Origin of the sequence: Thauera butanivorans, assembly GCF_048398245.1 — a bacterium.
Classification (GTDB): Bacteria; Pseudomonadota; Gammaproteobacteria; order Burkholderiales; family Rhodocyclaceae; genus Thauera; species Thauera butanivorans.
The window spans coordinates 2,590,093-2,609,284 of record NZ_CP183038.1; the positions used below are offsets into that span (position 1 = coordinate 2,590,093).

Annotated in this window: 21 protein-coding genes; 18 read left to right on the forward strand and 3 right to left on the reverse strand. The window is 66.9% G+C overall.

The genetic code is table 11. From position 1 onward, the window contains the following. Window positions 1-9: 9 nt before the first annotated feature. The 17 genes from pyrH to ACNQFN_RS12690 all read left to right on the forward strand — a co-directional run bounded on the left by pyrH (window position 10) and on the right by ACNQFN_RS12690 (window position 15,273). Window positions 10-723 (forward strand): UMP kinase, encoded by a 714-nt coding sequence (gene pyrH / locus ACNQFN_RS12610; protein ID WP_068637278.1) that lies wholly within the window; start codon window positions 10-12, stop codon window positions 721-723. Between the two features lie 20 nt (window positions 724-743). Then, window positions 744-1,301, forward strand: coding sequence for a ribosome recycling factor (frr, locus tag ACNQFN_RS12615; RefSeq protein ID WP_068637315.1), 558 nt, complete (start codon window positions 744-746; stop codon window positions 1,299-1,301). A 46-nt stretch (window positions 1,302-1,347) separates the two neighbouring features. Beyond that, on the forward strand, window positions 1,348-2,136 hold the full coding sequence (uppS, locus tag ACNQFN_RS12620) for a polyprenyl diphosphate synthase (protein WP_068637277.1): 789 nt from the start codon (window positions 1,348-1,350) through the stop codon (window positions 2,134-2,136). Further along, complete coding sequence (locus ACNQFN_RS12625; protein WP_418646673.1) at window positions 2,129-2,953, forward strand: phosphatidate cytidylyltransferase; 825 nt, start codon at window positions 2,129-2,131, stop codon at window positions 2,951-2,953. The genes uppS and ACNQFN_RS12625 overlap by 8 nt, the downstream gene beginning before the upstream one ends. A gap of 38 nt (window positions 2,954-2,991) precedes the next feature. Next, a complete protein-coding gene (gene ispC, locus ACNQFN_RS12630; RefSeq protein ID WP_068637275.1) occupies window positions 2,992-4,194 on the forward strand; it encodes a 1-deoxy-D-xylulose-5-phosphate reductoisomerase in 1,203 nt (400 codons plus the stop codon). Next, window positions 4,191-5,555, forward strand: a complete 1,365-nt coding sequence (gene rseP / locus ACNQFN_RS12635; protein WP_068637274.1) for an RIP metalloprotease RseP — start codon at window positions 4,191-4,193, stop codon at window positions 5,553-5,555. The genes ispC and rseP overlap by 4 nt, the downstream gene beginning before the upstream one ends. 8 nt (window positions 5,556-5,563) lie before the next feature. After that, the gene (gene bamA, locus ACNQFN_RS12640; RefSeq protein WP_068637273.1) at window positions 5,564-7,912 is read left to right on the forward strand and encodes an outer membrane protein assembly factor BamA; all 2,349 of its coding nucleotides are present in this window, start codon (window positions 5,564-5,566) and stop codon (window positions 7,910-7,912) included. Between the two features lie 35 nt (window positions 7,913-7,947). Next, the gene (locus ACNQFN_RS12645) at window positions 7,948-8,448 is read left to right on the forward strand and encodes an OmpH family outer membrane protein (protein ID WP_068637272.1); all 501 of its coding nucleotides are present in this window, start codon (window positions 7,948-7,950) and stop codon (window positions 8,446-8,448) included. Window positions 8,449-8,461: 13 nt separating this feature from the next. Beyond that, complete coding sequence (gene lpxD, locus ACNQFN_RS12650; protein ID WP_068637271.1) at window positions 8,462-9,466, forward strand: UDP-3-O-(3-hydroxymyristoyl)glucosamine N-acyltransferase; 1,005 nt, start codon at window positions 8,462-8,464, stop codon at window positions 9,464-9,466. A 35-nt stretch (window positions 9,467-9,501) separates the two neighbouring features. Continuing rightward, entirely contained in the window at window positions 9,502-9,939 is a 438-nt protein-coding gene (gene fabZ / locus ACNQFN_RS12655; protein WP_369404213.1) for a 3-hydroxyacyl-ACP dehydratase FabZ, read from the forward strand. Further along, window positions 9,936-10,706, forward strand: a complete 771-nt coding sequence (gene lpxA, locus ACNQFN_RS12660) for an acyl-ACP--UDP-N-acetylglucosamine O-acyltransferase (protein ID WP_418646674.1) — start codon at window positions 9,936-9,938, stop codon at window positions 10,704-10,706. The genes fabZ and lpxA overlap by 4 nt, the downstream gene beginning before the upstream one ends. Before the next feature lie 5 nt (window positions 10,707-10,711). Then, entirely contained in the window at window positions 10,712-11,863 is a 1,152-nt protein-coding gene (gene lpxB, locus ACNQFN_RS12665) for a lipid-A-disaccharide synthase (protein ID WP_068637269.1), read from the forward strand. Window positions 11,864-11,880: 17 nt separating this feature from the next. Beyond that, the gene (gene rnhB, locus ACNQFN_RS12670) at window positions 11,881-12,477 is read left to right on the forward strand and encodes a ribonuclease HII (protein ID WP_088178885.1); all 597 of its coding nucleotides are present in this window, start codon (window positions 11,881-11,883) and stop codon (window positions 12,475-12,477) included. Continuing rightward, on the forward strand, window positions 12,477-13,295 hold the full coding sequence (locus ACNQFN_RS12675) for a TrmH family RNA methyltransferase (protein WP_083953617.1): 819 nt from the start codon (window positions 12,477-12,479) through the stop codon (window positions 13,293-13,295). Before rnhB ends, ACNQFN_RS12675 begins: the two co-directional genes overlap by 1 nt. Window positions 13,296-13,405: 110 nt before the next feature. Next, on the forward strand, window positions 13,406-13,879 hold the full coding sequence (locus tag ACNQFN_RS12680; protein ID WP_418646675.1) for a hypothetical protein: 474 nt from the start codon (window positions 13,406-13,408) through the stop codon (window positions 13,877-13,879). A gap of 51 nt (window positions 13,880-13,930) precedes the next feature. Continuing rightward, a complete protein-coding gene (gene yaaA, locus ACNQFN_RS12685) occupies window positions 13,931-14,716 on the forward strand; it encodes a peroxide stress protein YaaA (RefSeq protein WP_418646676.1) in 786 nt (261 codons plus the stop codon). Between the two features lie 5 nt (window positions 14,717-14,721). Then, entirely contained in the window at window positions 14,722-15,273 is a 552-nt protein-coding gene (locus ACNQFN_RS12690) for a M14-type cytosolic carboxypeptidase (RefSeq protein WP_418646677.1), read from the forward strand. Here the strand turns inward: ACNQFN_RS12690 and hpnE are convergent. From hpnE to hpnC, 3 genes are read right to left on the reverse strand one after another with little or no spacing between them, the layout of a single operon-like run. After that, window positions 15,180-16,520: a hydroxysqualene dehydroxylase HpnE gene (gene hpnE / locus ACNQFN_RS12695; RefSeq protein ID WP_418646678.1), complete on the reverse strand. Its 1,341-nt coding sequence runs from the start codon at window positions 16,518-16,520 to the stop codon at window positions 15,180-15,182. The genes ACNQFN_RS12690 and hpnE overlap by 94 nt on opposite strands. Window positions 16,521-16,524: 4 nt before the next feature. Beyond that, window positions 16,525-17,358: a presqualene diphosphate synthase HpnD gene (hpnD, locus tag ACNQFN_RS12700; protein WP_068637262.1), complete on the reverse strand. Its 834-nt coding sequence runs from the start codon at window positions 17,356-17,358 to the stop codon at window positions 16,525-16,527. After that, window positions 17,355-18,188, reverse strand: a complete 834-nt coding sequence (hpnC, locus tag ACNQFN_RS12705; protein WP_418646679.1) for a squalene synthase HpnC — start codon at window positions 18,186-18,188, stop codon at window positions 17,355-17,357. The genes hpnD and hpnC overlap by 4 nt, the downstream gene beginning before the upstream one ends. A 261-nt stretch (window positions 18,189-18,449) precedes the next feature. On the opposite strand from hpnC, the gene ACNQFN_RS12710 reads away from it, so the two are divergent. Then, complete coding sequence (locus tag ACNQFN_RS12710; protein ID WP_068637260.1) at window positions 18,450-19,127, forward strand: ABC transporter ATP-binding protein; 678 nt, start codon at window positions 18,450-18,452, stop codon at window positions 19,125-19,127. The last annotated feature ends 65 nt before the right edge of the window (window positions 19,128-19,192 follow it).

Consider the following 19,192-nt stretch of genomic DNA (forward strand, 5'->3'; position numbering starts at 1 on the left):
GAGAAGCACATGTCCGCCGCCTACAAGCGCATCCTGCTGAAACTGTCCGGCGAAGCCCTGATGGGGGACGACGCCTATGGCATCAACGAGGACGTGGTGACCCGCATCGTCTCCGAGATCGCCGAGATCTCGCGCCTGGGCGTCCAGGTGGGTGTGGTGATCGGCGGCGGCAACATCTTCCGTGGCATGAAGGGTGCGGCATCCGGCATGGACCGCGCCACTGCCGACTACATGGGCATGCTGGCCACGGTGATGAACGCGATGGCGCTCGCCGACGCCATGCGCCGCATGGACGTCGAGGCGCGCGTGCAGTCGGCGCTGCGCATCGACCAGGTCGTCGAACCCTACATCCGCGGACGTGCGATCCGCCATCTGGAAGAGGGGCGCGTGGTGATCTTCGCCGCCGGTACCGGCAACCCCTTCTTCACCACCGACACCGCGGCGGCGCTGCGCGGTTCCGAGATCGGTGCCCAGATCGTGCTGAAGGCGACCAAGGTGGATGGCGTCTATACCGCCGATCCGAAGAAGGATCCGGATGCCCAGCGCTACCATCGCATCAGCTTCGACGAGGCGATCGGCCGCAACCTGGCGGTGCTCGATGCGACCGCGTTCGCGCTGTGCCGCGACCAGAAGCTGCCCATCAACGTGTTTTCGATCTTCAAGCCGGGTGCGCTCAGGCGCGTCGTCATGGGCGAGGACGAAGGCACGCTGGTTCATTCCTGACGCCCTTGGAGAGTGCGCTGATGATTTCCGAACTGAAGAAGACCGCTGAACAGAAGATGCAGAAATCGGTCGAGGCGCTCAAGACCGATCTGGCCAAGATCCGTACCGGCCGCGCCCACGTCGGCCTGCTCGACCACGTCATGGTCGAGTACTACGGTTCGATGGTGCCGGTGAACCAGGTGGCCAACATCACCCTGATCGATGCCCGCACGATCGGCGTGCAGACCTGGGAAAAACCGATGCTGCCCAAGGTCGAACGCGCCATCCGCGACAGCGACCTCGGCCTGAACCCGGCGAACATGGGCGAGATGCTGCGCGTACCGATGCCCGCGTTGACCGAAGAGCGCCGCCGCGACCTGACCAAGATCGTCAGGCAGGAAGGCGAGGGCGCCAAGATCGCGATCCGCAACCTGCGCCGCGACGCCAATCAGCAGCTCAAGGATGCGGTCAAGGACAAGGAAATCTCCGAGGACGACGAGCGCCGTGCCGAGGAGGACGTCCAGAAGCTGACCGACAAGTACGTTGCCGAGGTCGACAAGCTGCTTGCCGCAAAAGAACAGGAACTGATGCAGATCTGATCCGCCGGATCGGCTCTTCCCTCATGGGCAGGACAGGAGGCGGACAATGACGGACGGACGATTCGCGAGCTCCACGCGGGACATTCCCGAGGTGCCTGCGGTGCCGCGGCACATCGCGATCATCATGGACGGCAACGGGCGCTGGGCGCGCAAGCGTTTCATGCCGCGTGTCGCCGGGCATGCCCGGGGGCTCGAAGCCGTGCGCACGGTGGTCAAGGCTTGCGTCGAGCGCGGGGTCGAATACCTGACCCTGTTCGCCTTCAGTTCCGAGAACTGGCGCCGGCCGGCGGACGAAGTCTCCTTCCTGATGCAGCTCTTCATGCGTGCGCTGCACAAGGAAGTGGCGCGCCTCGACCACAACGGCATTCGCCTGCGGGTCATCGGCGACATGTCCCGCTTCGATCCGGAGCTGGTGCGGGTCATCCGCGAATCCGAGGAGAAGACCGCTGGCAACACCAGGCTCACTCTGTGCGTGGCGGCGAACTATGGTGGCCGCTGGGATATCGCCAATGCGGTATCGCAACTGATGCGCACGCATCCCGAACGCCGTGACGGCTTCAGCGAGGAAGAGCTGACGGGCGCCTTGTCGATGAGTTTCGCACCGGAGCCCGATCTCTTCATCCGCACCGGCGGGGAGAAGCGCATCAGCAATTTCATGCTCTGGCAGCTCGCCTATACCGAACTGTATTTCACCGACGCGCTGTGGCCGGATTTCGATGCGGCTGCGCTCGACGAGGCCATTGCTTCCTACCAGGGGCGCGAACGCCGTTTCGGCCGGACCAGCGAGCAACTCGTCGCCCGTGGCCTTCCGCAGAGCGAGAGACCTCATGCTTAAGGCGCGAATCATCACCGCGATCGCGCTGCTCGTCGGCCTGCTCGCGGCCGTCTTCCTCCTTCCACCGGCGGGCTGGCTGGTGTTCTGCGCGCTGCTGTGCAGCGCTGCGACCTGGGAGTGGGGGGCGCTGGCCGGGTTCGCGCGGACGCTGCGGGTCGCGACGGCGCTGGCCTTCGGCGCGATCTGCCTGTTGTTCGGCCATCTGGCCGGCCTGAGCTCGCCTTTCCCGACCGGATACGAGCTTGGGCTGACGCCGCTCTACGTCATCAGCGCGGCGTTCTGGCTGGTGCTGGCGCCGCTGTGGCTGGTGCGCAAATGGCCTTTGTCGGACTCCGTGCTGGCCGCGCTGACCGGTTTCGTCGTGCTGGTGCCCACGGCGCTCGCGCTCGCCCAACTGAGGGCGATCGGCCCCTGGACCCTGCTGGCGACGATGGCGGTGGTGTGGGTCGCGGACATCGCGGCCTACTTCTCCGGCCGCGCTTTCGGGCGGCACAAGCTCGCACCGTCGATCAGCCCGGGCAAGACCTGGGAAGGTGCGGCGGGTGCGGTCCTTGCCGTGCTGTGCTTCGGTTTCATCGTGCTGGCATCGCAGCGGGCCGGCTTTCCCGGCGGCGTGACTGCCACCGTGACCGGCCTGGTGCTGTGGACGGCGGTCAGCATCGTCGGCGACCTGTACGAATCGCTGCTCAAGCGCCAGGCCGGCCTGAAGGACAGCGGCAGCATTCTCCCCGGCCATGGCGGCATCCTCGATCGCATCGACAGCCTCACCTCGACGCTGCCGATGGTCGCCCTCGGCGCCGTGCTGCTCGCGCGCTGAGCGGCCAGGCGCCACTCCGTCCCATTCCAGATCACACCATGTCCCAACACGCCGTCCAGCGCATCACCGTCCTGGGTGCGACCGGTTCCATCGGCCAGAGCACGCTCGACGTCGTTGCCCGCCACCCGGATCGATTCTCGGTCTTCGCTCTGAGCGCGCACCGCCAGGACGACAAGCTGTTCGAACAGGTGCTGCGCTTTGCGCCGCAATTCGCCGTGCTGGTCGATGGCGAGGCCGCGGCGCGCCTGCGGACCGCGCTGCGTGCGGCGGGCAGCCGCACCGAGGTGCTGTGCGGCAGCGAAGCGCTGGTCGACATCGCCGCAGCGGCCGAAGCCGACATGGTCATGGCGGCGATCGTCGGCGCCGCCGGGCTGCGTCCTGCGCTTGCCGCTGCGCGTGCGGGCAAGAAGGTGCTGCTGGCCAACAAGGAGGCGCTGGTGCTGTCCGGGCGGCTGTTCATGGATGCGGTGGCCGGGAGCGGTGCCGTCCTGCTGCCGATCGACAGCGAGCATAACGCCGTTTTCCAGGCCTTGCCCGCCAGCTATGCGCGCGACCCGCAACGCTCCGGCGTACGCAGGGTGCTGCTGACCGCCTCGGGCGGGCCTTTCCGGGCAAGCCCGCTGGAGACGCTGGCCGGCGTCACCCCCGAGCAGGCCTGTGCCCATCCCAACTGGGTGATGGGGCGCAAGATTTCGGTGGATTCGGCAACGATGATGAACAAGGGCCTCGAAGTCATCGAGGCGCACTGGCTGTTCGGCGCGTCTGCCGACATCATCGAGGTCGTCGTCCACCGCCAGAGCGTGATCCATTCGATGGTGGAGTACATCGACGGTTCGGTGATCGCCCAACTGGGCAACCCCGACATGCGCACGCCGATCGCCCATGCCATGGCCTGGCCCGAGCGTATCGATGCCGGCGTGCGTGCACTCGATCTGTTCGAAGTGGCCCGGCTCGATTTCGAGCGCCCGGATCTGGCCCGCTTCCCCTGTCTGGCGCTGGCATTCGAGGCGCTGCGGGCCGGCGGCGCCGCGCCGGCGATGCTCAATGCCGCCAACGAGGAAGCGGTCGATGCTTTCCTCGGCCACCGCATCGGTTTCCTCGACATCGCCCGCGTCATCGAGCCCTGCCTGGAACGCGCCGGCGACTTCGCTGTCGATTCGCTGGATGCCGTGCTGGCTGCCGACGCGCAGGCGAGGGAGCGGGCACGGCTGGAAATTCACAAGCTTGCGGCAGCCAGATGAACCTGTTCGATTACCTTTTGCCTTTTGCGCTCGCGCTGGGCCTGCTGATCCTGGTGCACGAACTGGGCCACTACCTCGTCGCCCGCTGGTGCGGCGTCAAGGTGCTGCGCTTCTCGATCGGTTTCGGTAAGCCGCTGCTGTCGCGCAAGGCCGGTCGCGACGGCACCGAATGGGCGCTCGCGGCCTTTCCGCTGGGCGGCTACGTCAAGATGCTCGACGAACGCGAAGGCCCTGTCGCGCCGGAGGAGCTGCACCGGGCCTTCAATCGCCAGAGCGTCTGGCGCCGCTTCGCGATCGTCGCCGCCGGACCGCTGGCGAATCTGCTGCTGGCGGTGGCGCTGTATTGGGGATTGTTCGTCACCGGCAGCAACGAGCTGCAGCCGCGCCTGGCCTTGTCGGACACGCCGGCCATCGCCCAGGCTGCCGGCGTGCAGGACGGCGACCTCGTGCTCGCGGTGGACGACGAAGCCGTCCGCTCGTGGCAGGACTTGCGCTGGGTTCTGCTGCGCCATGCACTCGACAGCCGCGAGGTCTTGCTCCATGTGCGTACGCTGGACGACAGGGAAGCCGTCCGCAGGCTGGATCTCAGAGGCGTCCCGATCGACGACGGCCAGCAGGACCTGATCGTTCGCCTCGGCCTGCAGCCTTGGCGTCCGCTGATTCCCGCGGTCATCGGGCGGGTTGCCGAGGACGGTGCAGCGGCGGGTGCCGGCATGCGAAGCGGCGACGAAGTCCTCGCCATCGACGGCGAGCCGATCGCTTCCTGGGGCGAGCTGGTCGCCAAGGTCAGGGACGCGGCCGGGCGCAGCCTGCGTTTCGACGTGCAGCGTGACGGCGGGCGATTCGTGCTGGACATCGTGCCGGACGAACTGGTCGAGGGCGGAGCGCGCATCGGGCGGATCGGCGTAGGCGTGGCCGAGCCCCTGCAGGGCGGGCTGTCGATGTTTGCCGAAGTGCGCTACGGGATTGGTGAAGGGCTGGTCAAGGCGGTGCACCAGACCTGGGAAACCAGCGTGCTGAGCCTGAAGATGATCGGCCGCATGTTCACCGGCGAAGTGTCATGGAAGAACCTTTCCGGTCCGGTCACGATCGCCGACTACGCGGGCCAGACCGCACAGCTCGGACTCGACCACTACCTCAAGTTCGTGGCGCTGATCAGCATCAGCCTCGGGGTGCTGAACCTGCTGCCGATCCCGGTGCTTGATGGCGGACACTTGTTGTACTATACGGTCGAAATCATCAAGGGCGGTCCGATTCCGGAACGCATCATGGAGATCGGTCAGCAGATCGGTCTCGTTCTCCTGGCGATGCTCATGGCCTTCGCCTTCTACAACGACATCAACCGACTCATTTCCGGCTGAACTCCTGCATGAATCGCAAGCTCCTGCCCGGGCTCATCATGGCCCTATTCGCCGCTGCGCCGGCGTTCGCATTCGAACCTTTCGTGGTCAAGGACATCCGGGTCGAGGGCATCCAGCGTACCGAAGCCGGTACGGTCTTCAATTACCTGCCCGTGCGCGTCGGTGAGCGCTTCGACGAGGCCCAGGCCGCCGAAGCCATCCGCGCACTGTTCGCCACCGGCTTCTTCAGCGACGTCCGCATCGAGACCGAAGGCGACGTCATCGTCGTCGCCGTCGATGAGCGCCCGGCGATCGCGCAGATCGATTTCGTCGGCGTCAAGGAATTCGACAAGGATGCGCTGAAAGCCGGCCTGCGCGAAGTGGGGCTGGCCGAGTCGCGCATCTTCGACCGTTCGCTGCTCGAACGCGCGGAACAGGAACTGAAGCGCCAGTACCTGTCGCGCGGCAAGTATTCGGCCCAGGTCACGACCACGGTGACCCCGCTCGAACGCAACCGCGTCGGCATCAACTTCAGCGTGGACGAAGGCGACGTCGCCAAGATCCGCCAGATCAGCATCATCGGCACCCAGGCTTTCGACGAGGACGACCTGCTCGAGCAGATGCAGCTGACCACGCCGGGCTGGCTGACCTGGTACACCAAGAACGACCAGTATTCGCGCCAGAAGCTGTCGGCCGACCTCGAGACCCTGCGCTCCTTCTACCTGAACCAGGGCTATCTCGACTTCAACATCGATTCCACCCAGGTGTCGATCACGCCCGACAAGAAGGACATTTACATCACGGTGAACATCACCGAGGGCGAGCAGTACAAGGTGACCGGCGTGCGCTACACCGGCGATCTCGTCATTCCCGAAGCCGAATACCTTGCGCTGACCACGCTGAAGCCGGGCGAGACCTTCTCGCGCGAGCGCCTCACCGAAACAACCAAGGCGATCACCGACCGGCTGGGCAACGAAGGCTATGCCTTCGCCAACGTCAATGCCGCACCCGAGGTCGACAAGGAGAAGCGCGAAGTCGCGTTCACGATCTTCGTCGACCCGGGCCGCCGCGTGTACGTGCGCCGTATCAACGTCGGCGGCAACACCAAGACGCGCGACGAAGTGATTCGCCGCGAGATGCGCCAGATGGAAGGTGGCTGGTACGACGCCGCGGCGATCAACCGCTCGAAGACGCGCATCGACCGGCTCGGCTACTTCGACGAGGTCAACGTCGAGACGCCGCCGGTACCGGGCACGACCGACCAGGTGGACGTCAATTTCGCGGTCAAGGAACGCCCGACCGGCAACCTGATGCTGGGGGCGGGTTTCTCCAGCTCCGAAAGCATCGTGCTGTCGGCCTCGATTTCGCAGCAGAACCTGTTCGGCAGCGGCAACGCGCTGAGCCTGGGTCTGAACACCAGCAAGTCGAGCCGCACGCTGTCGCTGTCCTTCACCAACCCGTATTACACCGTGGATGGCGTCAGCCTCGGCTGGGATCTGTACCACCGTACCTACGATCCGACCGATTACAACACCTTGTCGCCGTACAAGACGGTGTCGACCGGCGCAGGCCTGCGCCTGGGCTGGCCGATCGCCGAGGACGACCAGATCAACTTCGGCCTGACGGCGGACCACACCAAGATCACCACTTATTCGGACAGCCCGCGCCTGTACAAGGACTTCTGCAAGGATTTCGGCTGCAGCGGCTCCGGGGCGGCCGACGGCGTCGGCGAAGTCAGCGTCAGCAGCCTGCTGCTGTCCGTCGGCTGGTCGCGCGACAGCCGCGACAGCTTCATCTATCCGCGCAAGGGTGTGTACCAGCGTGTGTATGGCGAAGTCACCGTGCCGGTGGGCGACCTGCGCTACGGCAAGCTGGGCTACCAGTACCAGCACTGGTTCCCGATCGGGCGCGATTACGCGCTGATGCTCAATGCCGACCTCGGCTATGCCAAGGGTTTCGGTGGCAAGGAAGTGCCTTTCTACAAGAACTACTACGTCGGCGGCATCGGCTCGGTGCGCGGCTTCGATCAGGGCACGCTGGGGCCGAAGTTCAGGGATACCGATGGCGACATCACCTCGACCGGCGGTACCCGCAAGCTGGTGACCAACGCCGAGTTCTTCTTCCCGATGCCGGGTTCGGGCACCGACCGCTCGTTCCGCATCTCCGCCTTCTTCGATGCCGGCTATGTCTGGGGCGAGGATCCCGATACCGGCAAGGAGCAGAAGCTGGGCTTCGACGACCTGCGTTACAGTACCGGCCTTGCGTTCTCGTGGAGCTCCCCGATCGGACCGCTGAAGTTCAGCTTCGGCCACCCGCTCAAGAAAGAGAAGGACGACGAGATCCAGCGTTTCCAATTCCAGCTCGGCAGCGTGTTCTGAGCGCTGCGCCAAACAAGTTTCATTCGGAGGCATAAGTGAAAGTTAGCACCCTGTCCCTGGTGGGCGCCGCACTGATCGGCTTGTCGCAGGCCGCCGTGGCCGACACCAAGATCGGTTTCGTCAACTCCGACCGCGTGATGCGCGAGGCGGCGCCCGCGGTGCGGGCCCAGCAGCGCCTCGAGAAGGAGTTCGAGAAGCGCGACCAGGAACTCCAGCGCATGGCCCGCGACCTGAAGGCCATGCAGGATGAGCTCGAGCGCAATGGCACGACCATGGCCGAGAACGACCGCCGCAACAAGGAGCGGGCGCTGAACGATCTCAACCGCGACTTCCAGCGCAAGCAGCGCGAGTTCCGCGAAGATCTGAACCAGCGCCGCAACGAGGAACTGGCTTCGGTGCTCGACAAGGCCAACCGCTCGGTCAAGGACATCGCCGAGAAGGAAAACTTCGACATCATCTTCCAGGAAGCGGTGTACGCGAACCCGCGCATCGACATCACCGACAAGGTCATCAAGGCCCTGTCCGACGCCAAGTAAGCCTCCCGCCCGCATGTTCCGTCTCGACGAACTGGTTGCGCGGCTCGGAGGGGAAGTGTCCGGCGACGCCGGCGTGGCCGTCCACCGGGTGGCCACGCTCGACCAGGCGGGAGAGGGCGATCTCGCCTTCGTCGCCAACCGCAAGTACCTGCCGAAGCTGCGCGAAAGTGCCGCGTCGGCGGTCATCGTCGCGCCGGACGCGAAGGCCTTGCTGAACGGCCGCAGCGCCATCGTCGTTGCCGACCCCTATCTGTACTTCGCGCGCGTCGCCCAGCTCTTCAATCCGCTCCCGGTGGTGCGCCCCGGCGTCCATGCGCTTGCCGCGCTCGCTTCCAGCGTACCGTCGTCGGCCGAGATCGGGCCGGGCGCGTCGATCGAGGAGGATGTCGAGATCGGCGAGGGCGTCGTCGTCGGCGCGGGCTGCCACATCGGCCGCGGCGCACGCATCGGCCGCGGTACGCGGCTTGCCGCGCGGGTCACGATCCAGCATGGCTGCGTGGTCGGGGAGAACTGCATTCTGCATTCCGGCGTGGTCGTCGGCAGCGACGGCTTCGGCTTCGCCCGTGAAAAGGATGGGCGCTGGGTCAAGATCCCGCAGATCGGCCGGGTCGTCGTCGGCAACGAAGTCGAGATCGGCGCCAACACCACGATCGACCGTGGCGCGCTCGACGACACCGTGATCGGCGACGGCTGCAAGCTCGACAACCAGATCCAGATCGCACACAACGTGCGCATCGGCGAGAACACCGCGATCGCGGGCTGCGTCGGCATCGCCGGCAGCACCACCATCGGTGCGCGCTGCATGATCGGTGGCCAGGCAGGCATCATCGGCCATCTGACGATCTGCGACGACGTCGTCGTTTCCGCCGGCACGCTGGTCAGCAAGTCCATCACCCGGCCGGGCGTCTATACCGCCAGCCTGCCGGTACAGCCGCACGCCGACTGGGTGCGCAATTTTTCCCACCTGCGCCACCTCGATGCGCTGGCCGGACGCGTCCGCTCACTCGAAAACCAATGAAGGCGGCCGCGACGGCCGGCCCCGGGACAATCCTCATGATGAACATCAACGAAATCGTCGAATACCTGCCGCACCGCTATCCCTTTCTGCTGATCGACCGCGTGCTCGAGATGGAGGAGGGCAAGCGCATCATCGCGCTGAAGAACGTGACGATGAACGAGCCTTTCTTTCCCGGTCATTTCCCGCACCACCCGGTGATGCCCGGCGTGCTGATCGTCGAGGCGATGGCCCAGGCGGCGGCCGTGCTGTCGTTCAAGAGCATGGGCGTCAAGCCGGACGAGAACTCGGTGGTGTATTTCGCCGGCATCGACAACGTGCGCTTCAAGCGCCCGGTGGTGCCGGGCGACCAGTTGATCTTCGAGGTCGAGATCACCCAGAACAAGCGCAACATCTACAAGTACAAGGGAGTCGCCCGCGTCAATGGCGAAGTGGCGACCGAAGCCGATCTGATGTGCGCACTGAAGACCCTATGATCCATCCGACCGCCATCGTCCATCCGGGCGCCAGGCTCGGTGAGAAGGTCTCGATCGGAGCCTATTCGATCATCGGCGAGCACGTCGAGATCGGCGACGGCAGCCGGATCGGGCCGCACGTCGTCATCGAGGGCCATACCCGCATCGGCCGCGACAACGAAATCTTCCAGTTCTGCTCGCTCGGCGCCAAGCCGCAGGACAAGAAATACGACGACGAGCCCACCCGGCTCGAGATCGGCGACCGCAACACCATCCGCGAGTACTGCTCGTTCAACCTCGGCACCAGCCAGGACGGGGGCGTCACCCGTGTCGGCGACGACAACTGGATCATGGCCTACGTCCATGTGGCGCACGACTGCCAGGTTGGCGATCACACCATCTTCGCCAACAACGCGACCCTGGCCGGCCACGTCCATGTCGGCGACTGGGCGATCCTCGGCGGCTTCACCGGCGTGCACCAGTTCTGCCGCGTTGGCGCGCACAGCTTCTGCGGCGTCGGCACGGTGCTGCTGCAGGATCTGCCGCCTTTCGTCACTGTCGCCGGCAACCCTGCCAAGCCACACGGCATCAACAGCGAAGGCCTCAAGCGCCGCGGCTACGGCAGCGAAGGCATCGCCGCGATCAAACGTGCCTACCGGGCACTGTATCGTAGCGGCCTGACGCTGGACGAAGCGCGTCAGCGCGTCGCCGAGATCGCGGCCGAGCATGCCGAGGCCGGCCTGCTGTCCGAATTCATCGCCGACTCCGGCCGCGGCATCGTCCGCTGAGCACCATGACCGTCCGCATCGCGATGGTCGCCGGAGAAGCATCCGGCGACCTGCTTGCCAGCCATCTGATCCGGGCCATTCGCCGGCACCTGCCCGATGCCGAGTTTTTCGGCATCGGCGGGCCGAAGATGCAGGCGGAAGGCTTCGACGCGCGCTGGCCCTGCGAACTGCTGGCGGTGCACGGTTATGTCGATGCGCTGAAGCGCTACCGCGAGCTGTCGGGTATCCGCCGCAGCCTGCTGGCGCAGATCCGCAAGGAGCGGCCGGCGGCCTTCATCGGCGTCGATGCGCCCGACTTCAACCTGTGGCTGGAAGGCAAGGCCAAGGATGCGGGCATTCCGGCGATCCATTTCGTCAGCCCGTCGATCTGGGCCTGGCGCGGCGGGCGCATCAAGCGCATCGCGCGCTCGGTCAGCCGCATGCTGTGCCTGTTTCCGTTCGAGCCGGCGCTGTACGAGCAGGCTGGCGTGCCGGTCAGCTACGTCGGCCATCCGCTGGCGGACGTGTTTCCGCTGTGCCCGGACCGCGCCGCGGCGCGTGCGCTGCTGGGTTTGAATCCGGACAGCAGGATCGTGGCGATGCTGCCGGGCAGCCGCCAGTCCGAAGTGCGCAACCTGGCCGACATCTACATCGCCACGGCGATCCGTATGCTCGAACGCGACCCCGGCCTGGGTTTCCTGGTGCCGCTGGCGACGCGCGAGACCCGATTGATCTTCGAAGAAGCGCTGCACCGCAACCAGGCGATGGAGCTGCCCATTCGCATGCTGTTCGGCCATGCGGTCGAGGCCATGACTGCCGCCGATGCCGTGCTGGTGGCGAGCGGCACGGCCAGCCTCGAAGCCGCGCTGCTGAAGCGGCCGATGGTGATCACCTATCGCATCGGCGACTGGCAATACCGCCTGATGAAGCGCATGGCCTATCTGCCGTGGGTCGGGCTGCCGAACATCCTGTGCAACGAAGGCCTGGTCCCCGAACTGCTGCAGGACGATGCGACGCCGGAAAAACTCGCCGTTGCGTTGAAAGCCTGGCTCGACGACGCCGACCGCTGCGCGGCGCTCGAACTGCGCTTCACCGAACTGCATCTGACCCTGCGGCAGGACACGGCGCAAAAGGCAGCGGAAGCCATCCTGCCTTACCTGAACGGCAGGACGACGTGAGCGCAGACCTTTTTTTCATGCCTGCTGCGGCGTGTCCGGGACAGGCGCTGGTATGCGGTGTGGACGAGGCCGGGCGCGGCCCCTTGTGCGGACCGGTCGTTGCCGCGGCGGTGATTCTCGATCCGGCACGCCCGATCGACGGCCTGGCGGATTCCAAGAAGCTCGGCGAGCGTGCGCGCGAGCGCCTGGCGGTGCTGATCCGCGAGCGCGCGCTGGCCTGGGCGGTCGCCGAAGCCAGCGTCGAGGAGATCGACCGCCTCAACATCCTGCACGCAAGCATGCTGGCGATGCAGCGCGCGGTCGCGGGGCTGAGCGTGGCGCCGGCCGAAGTGCTGATCGACGGCAACCGCTGCCCGCGGCTGCCCTATCCGGCGCGCGCCATCGTCAAGGGCGATGCCACCGAACCTTCGATCTCGGCTGCTTCCATCCTTGCCAAGACCGTCCGTGACGCCGGCATGCGTGAACTCGACGCGTCATGGCCGCAATACGGGCTCGCCGCGCACAAGGGTTATCCCACTGCCGCCCACCTGCAGGCGTTGCAACAGCATGGCGTCGCCGATTTCTACCGCCGCAGCTTCGCGCCCGTACGGCGCCTGCTCGACGCCGCCGAGTGATGAAAGCGATCGCGTCGCGCGACAATCCGCTGGTCAAGCGCCTGCATGCGCTGTCAAGCTCGACGCGTGAACGGCGCAAGCATGGCGAGACGCTGCTCGACGGCGCACACCTGCTGGATGCCGCGCTGCAGCGCCAGTGGCCGCTGAAAGGCGTCGTCGTGGCCGAGAGCGGCCTCGCCGGCGCCGAGATCCAGGATCTGCTCTCGCGCTGCCCGGCCGAGGTGCCGCGCTACCGGTTGTCCGACGCCTTGTTCGCCCACATCAGCCCGGTCGATACGCCCTCGGGCCTCGTCGCCATCATCGACCTGCCGGCCGAACCGGCACCTGAGCCACTTGCAAGCGACGTCGTCGTGCTCGATTCGGTGCAGGACCCCGGCAATCTCGGCACCATCCTGCGCACTGCGGCTGCGGCCGGCGTGCGCGAGGTGCTGCTCACCGAAGGCTGTGCAAGCGCCTGGTCGCCACGGGTGCTGCGCGCCGGCATGGGCGCGCATTTCGGCCTGCGCATCCGCGAACGCGTCGACGCATTGCAGGCCTTGGAGGGGTTTCCCGGTACCGTGCTGGCCACCGCGCTGGCGCCCGATGCGCGCAGCCTGTACGACATCGACCTCGGCCGTCCGGCCGCTTGGCTGTTCGGTGCCGAAGGCCAGGGCCTTTCGCCGGCCTTGCTCGCCCTTGCCGCCGAGCGCGTCGTGATTCCGCTCGCAGACGGGATCGAATCGCTCAACGTCGCCGCGGCAGTGGCGATCTGCTTGTTCGAGCAGGCACGGCAGCGGCGCGCGTTAAGTGCGTCACATTCCTCTCAAGGCGGCGATTGACAGCTTTTTCCCCGGCACATGATGCTATCGGCCGGTGCCGGTCCGCGACACGCGTCGCGGCACGCAGGGCCACAGACGGCGGAAAGCCGCATTTGCCGAGGAGACGAGGAGTGACGATCCACTACAAAACCCCGAAAGGGGTGGGCGAAATCGCCAATCGCAGCGGGGCCATCGGCCAGCGTGCGAGGCGGTTGCTGATCCTGATCGACGGGCAGCGCTCCAGGACCGAACTGCACGCCCTGGCGGGCGACCCCGATTTCGAGAACTCCCTTGCCCAGCTGTGCGGCGCCGGCTTCATTGCCGCAGCACCCGTGGAGCCCGGGATCGTGCCGCCGTCCGCAGGCACTCCGGCAGACGATCCGTCGGCACAAGACCTGCAGAAGGCGCGCAACTTCATGATCAACACCTTGCGCGCCTATCACGGCCATTACAACAAGCTGAACCTGATCAAGCGCATCGAAAGCTCGCAGCAGCGCGCGGAGCTCGAGGCCTTGTTCGGGGAATGGCGTGCGTCCATCGCCGAAAACCGTACCGGTCTCAAACGCGTCGACGAGCTCGCCAGCCAACTGCGCGCGGTGATGTAGCGCCCCGTTTGCTAACATTGGGCGCTTCTTCCTGCCGGCCGTCCTCCGCCCATGATCTTCGTCATTTCCCCCGCCAAGGCACTCGACTACGAGACGCCGCCTGCCACGCCGCGCTTCACCCAGCCGGATTTCCTCGATCGATCCGCCGAACTCATCGCCATCCTGCGCGAGCGCTCGCCGGCGCAGATCGCGGAGCTGATGTCGCTGTCGGACGCGCTCGCCAGCCTCAATGCCGCGCGCTACGAACAATGGTCAACGCCGTTCTCGCCGGACAATGCCAAGCAGGCGGTATTCGCCTTCAATGGCGACATGTACGAGGGGCTGGACGCATGCAGCCTGACGCCGCAGGAGCTCGACTGGGCACAGGACCATCTGCGCATCCTGTCCGGCCTGTACGGCGTGCTGCGCCCGCTCGACCTGATGCAGCCTTACCGGCTGGAAATGGGCACCCGGCTGGAGAACGCCCGCGGCAGGAATCTGTACGCCTTCTGGGGCGATCGCATCACCGACGAACTCAACCGCCTGCTCGCCGTCGAGGCCGAGGCCGGACGCGAGCCGATCCTTTTCAACCTGGCCTCCGACGAGTATTTCAAATCGGTCAAGCCGGCGAAACTCAAGGGCAGGCTGGTCGGCGCCGCTTTCGAGGACTGGAAGGGAGGCCGCTACAAGATCGTCAGCTTCTACGCCAAGCGCGCGCGTGGCCTGATGAGCCGCTACCTGATCCAGCACCGCATCGACGACATCGACGGGGTGAAGGGCTTCGCTGCCGAAGGCTATGCCTTCGCGGCCGAAGCCTCGGACGACGACCGGCTGGTATTCCGCCGCCGCGAGGCCTGAGCGCGATGGCTGAAGTGGCCTCCATGCGCATCAGTTCATGCTTCGATTCCGGCGCGATCGAGGTGGTCTGCGCCGACGACCCGCAGAACATCCGGCTGCGCCTGCGCGCCGACAATGCCGCCGAATTCCGCCAGTGGTTCCATTTCCGCCTGACGGGTGCCGCGGGCAGGGCAGTGCGCATGGTGTTCGAGAATGCTTCGCAGGCCGCCTACCCGGACGGCTGGCCGGGCTACCGCTGCGTGGAACTGGTTCCGCGTCTCCGGCACCCGCTACGAGAACGGCCAGTTGATCGTCGAGCAGTACGCGGCAATCTGCGCACCAATGCGGCGGGGCGCAATCTCAATCGCGAGTGGCGCGAGCCCGATCCCGCCGCCAGTCCGGAGGTCTTTCCAGGGACGATGAAAGCCCCGGTTGACGGGTCAGTGCCGCGACGGAGCGCGACCGGGTCCCTGGCTCCGGGGTGTTACAGCCAGGTCGCCTTCATTCCCAGTTCGGCCAGGATGGCGGCGGCGCAGGCCGTGCCCGAGCGCACGGCGGATTCGAGCGTGGCGGGGTAGGGGGAGTCGAGATAGTCCCCGGCCAGCCACAGGCCGCGCAGCGGCGTGCGCATGCCGGGGCGGAAAATGCCGGGCCGGCAGGCGATGGTGGCGCGCTTTTCGACGATGACCTGCGACCACTCGGGCGCGGGCAGCCTGCGGCCCAGCTGGCGTTCGAGCTGGGCGTGGGTTGCCAGGATCAGTTCGTCGCGGGGCAGCGCCTCGTGCGGCCCGTGGGCGCTGATGACGCAGGCGATCAGGCCTTCCGGCCCACCCAACTGGCCACGGTCGAAAGCCCATTGTGCCGGGCTGGCCGTCAGCGTGGCGGTGGTGCCGCTGTCGAGGCCGATCATCGGTTCGGACAGCTTCTGCCCTTTCCCGAGCGCCAGATAGACTGTAACGATCGGTTCGTGAGGCAGGGCGTCGATCTGCGCGGCGAGGCGCTCGCACGGGCCGGTGGAGGCGAGCAGGGCGCCGGCGTGATAGGGCGCAGTGGCAAGCACGACATGCGGCCAGGGACGGCTGCCGGGGTCGCCTTCGAGGCGGAAGCCGCCGTCGACCGGCTGGATCGCCTCGATCGCGTTGCCGGTGCGCAGCTTGCCGCGCCGGGTGGCGAGGTAGCGGGCCGCCGGCACCGGGAACAGTTCGGACAGGTCGACGCGCGGGATCAGCAGTTCGCTGTCGCTGGCCGAGGCGGCCAGGCTGTCGCGCAGCACGTTGGCGAAGACCTGGGCCGAAGCTTCGGCGGCCGGCGTGTTCAGCGCAGCGACACACAAGGGTTCCCATACCAGTTCAGCCAGTACCGGCGTCTGCCGCGTCTCGCGCAGCAGGCTGCGGACCGTCATCTCCGGCGGCAGGCGGAAACCCTGCTTCTTGAGCCAGCGCATCAGGCGCAGCATCGCCAGCCGGTCGGCCCAGTTCAGGCCTTCGGCACGCAGCAGGCCGGCGGCCAGGTGAAAAGGCGCGGGCAGCGCCGCCGCCTTCAGCTTCATCCTGCCCGGCACGTGCAGGGTCAGCGGCAGGTGGGCGAGCTGCTTGGGCGAGCAGCCGGTGGTGCGCAGCAGGCGGGTGAGTTCGGTGTAAGCGCCGATCAGGATGTGCTGGCCGTTGTCGACCCGCCGGCCGTCCTTGGCCACCACCCGCGCCCGTCCGCCCAGCGTGTGCGAGCGCTCGAACACCGTGACATGCACGCCGGCGCGCGCCAGCTCGACTGCGCAGGCGAGGCCTGCGTAGCCAGCGCCGATCACCGCGACGGTCGGCACGCTCATCAGCTCAGCCCTTGAACCAGGTGGTGCCGGCCAGCCAGACCTTGCGCAGCGGCGTCAGCGAGGTGCGGCGGTCCAGCACCTGGAAGCCGTCGGCGGCGATCTCGCGCAGCAGCGTGCGGTAGATCGCCGCCATCACCAGGCCGGGGCGCTGCATCTTGCGGTCGATGTCCGGCAACTGCGCGAAGGCCTGGTCGTAGAAGCCTTCCGCACGTTCGGCCTGGAAGGCCATCAGTTCGCGGAAGGCGTCTGAATGGCGCGCCTCCAGGATGTCCTTGGCCGGCACGTCGAAGCGCTGCAGGTCCTCGATCGGCAGGTAGATGCGGCCGCGGCGGGCGTCCTCGCCGACGTCGCGGATGATGTTGGTGAGCTGGAAGGCGATGCCGAGGTCGTGGGCGTACTTCAGCGTCTGGCGGTCCTGGTAGCCGAAGATCTCGGCCGCCAGCAGGCCGACCACGCTGGCGACCCGGTAACAGTAGAGCTGCAGGCCCTTGAAGTCGAGGTAGCGCGTCTGCGACAGATCCATCGCCATGCCGTCGATGATCTCCAGCAACTGCTCCTGCGGCAAGGCGAAACGCGGCAGCACGTCCTTCAGCGCATGGCCGACAGGATGGGTCGGGTTGCCGGCCCAGGTGCGCGCGACCTCCTTGCGCCACCATTCGAGCTTGGTCTGGGCCAGCGACAGGTCGTGGCATTCGTCGACGACGTCGTCGACCTCGCGGCAGAAGGCATACAGCGCGGTGATCGCCTGGCGCTTGTCGGGCGGCAGGAACATGAAGCTGTAGTAGAAGCTCGATCCGCTCTTGGCGGCCTTGTCCTGGCAGTAGTCGTGCGGATTCATGCGGTGTTCCGGTAGTTCAGGGCGCGCCAGCCGAGGCGCAGCCAGTCGGGCCGGACGAGTACCGGCCGGCGGCGGAAGACGTCGTAGCCGGCTGCTTCGATGCGTTCGAGGATGCGCAGGCCACCGAGCACGATCAGGCGCAACTCCCAGCCGATGCGGCCGGGCAGGGCCAGCGCCAGCGGTGCGCCGTCGAGCATCATGGCACGGGCGCGCTGCACTTCGAAAGCCATCAGCGCCTGCCAGCGGGCATCGCAGCGGCCGGCGTCGATGTCGCCCTCGGTGATCTCGAAGCGCGCCATGTCGTCCTGCGGCAGGTAGATGCGCTGCTTCCGCCAGTCGACGCCCACGTCCTGGCAGAAGTTGATCAACTGCAGACTGGTGCAGACGGCGTCCGAGCGGCGGAGATTCTCCGGCGTGGCGGCAGCGTACAGGTGCAGCAGCAGGCGGCCGACCGGGTCGGCCGAGCGCCTGCAGTAGTCGCGCAGCTCGGCGAAGTTGCGGTAGCGCGTCTTGCCGACGTCCTGGGCAAAGGCGCCGAGCAGGTCGCGAAAAGGCTGCACCGGCAGTGCATGTGCGGCGATCGCACGTCCCAGGCGGGCGAACATCGGCGCCAGGCTCTCGTCGCGCACGACCTCGCCGCGCGCACAGGCTTCGAGCGCCAGACGATAGTCGTGCAGCCGGGCCAGTCTGGCGACGGCCGGCGCATCGCCTTCGTCGGCCACGTCGTCGGCGCTGCGGGCGAAGGCGTAGATGGCCTCGACCGGCTCGCGCAGGCGCGGCGGCAGCAGAAGCGAAGCGACAGGAAAATTCTCGTAGTGGTCGACCGGCATGCCTGGCGATGAAGATGCGATGCCACGTTGTGGGCAGGCGGCCCTGCGCGGCGCGGCGGGCGGAGTATATACGTGATTCGCCCCTGTCCCGGATCGAGCAGGGGTGGCGGCAGCTGGCGGCATGGTGGTCTTGCCCAGGCTCGGCGCAGTCCGGCTGTCCATTTTTGGCAGGCTTCGCAGCAATTTCAACGCTGCGATGACACAATCGGGCTTTGCTGCCCCTTCTTTACCTCTCCTTCCACTTCCTGCCTGACCGATCTCATGCTGACTGCCCACGCCTTGCGCAAGACGCTTCCCGGTACCCCGCCACGCCTTCTGTTCGATGGGCTGGAGCTGCAGGTCGCGGGTGGCGAATGCGTGGCGATCGTCGGTGAATCCGGGGCGGGGAAATCGACGCTGCTCAATTGCCTGGCGGGGCTGGAGCCGTTCGACGGCGGACACGTCGAACTGGGCGGGCAACGCATCGGCGGGCTGGACGACGATGCGATGGCCCGCCTGCGGCGAGAGGCCTACGGCTTCGTCTTCCAGGCTTTTCACATCCTGCCGCATCTATCGTTGGCGCAGAATGTGGCGCTGCCGCTGTGGCTGCTGAAGGTCGACGAGCGCCAAGCCGATCAGCGCGCCCGCGCCATGCTGGCGCGCGTGGGCCTGGAAGGGCGGGCCGACGACGCGCCGCACACCCTGTCGGGCGGCGAGATGCAGCGTGTGGCGATTGCGCGGGCGCTGATCCATGCTCCTAAGCTGGTGCTGGCCGACGAGCCGACCGGCAACCTCGACCCGGCGCGGGCCGGCGAAGTGCTCGATCTGCTGCTTGGGCAGATCCGGGCCGGCGCCGCCGCCGGCGTGCTGGTGACGCATTCCCGCCTGGCCGCGAAGCGTGCCGACCGGGTGCTGGAATTGGGGCCGCAGGGGCTGGCGGACGTCACGGAGCGCGTGTGAGCGCCGCCGCCCGGCCGCCCGAAGGGGGCGCTCATCCTCCCGCGGGGAGGATGTCGCACAGCGAC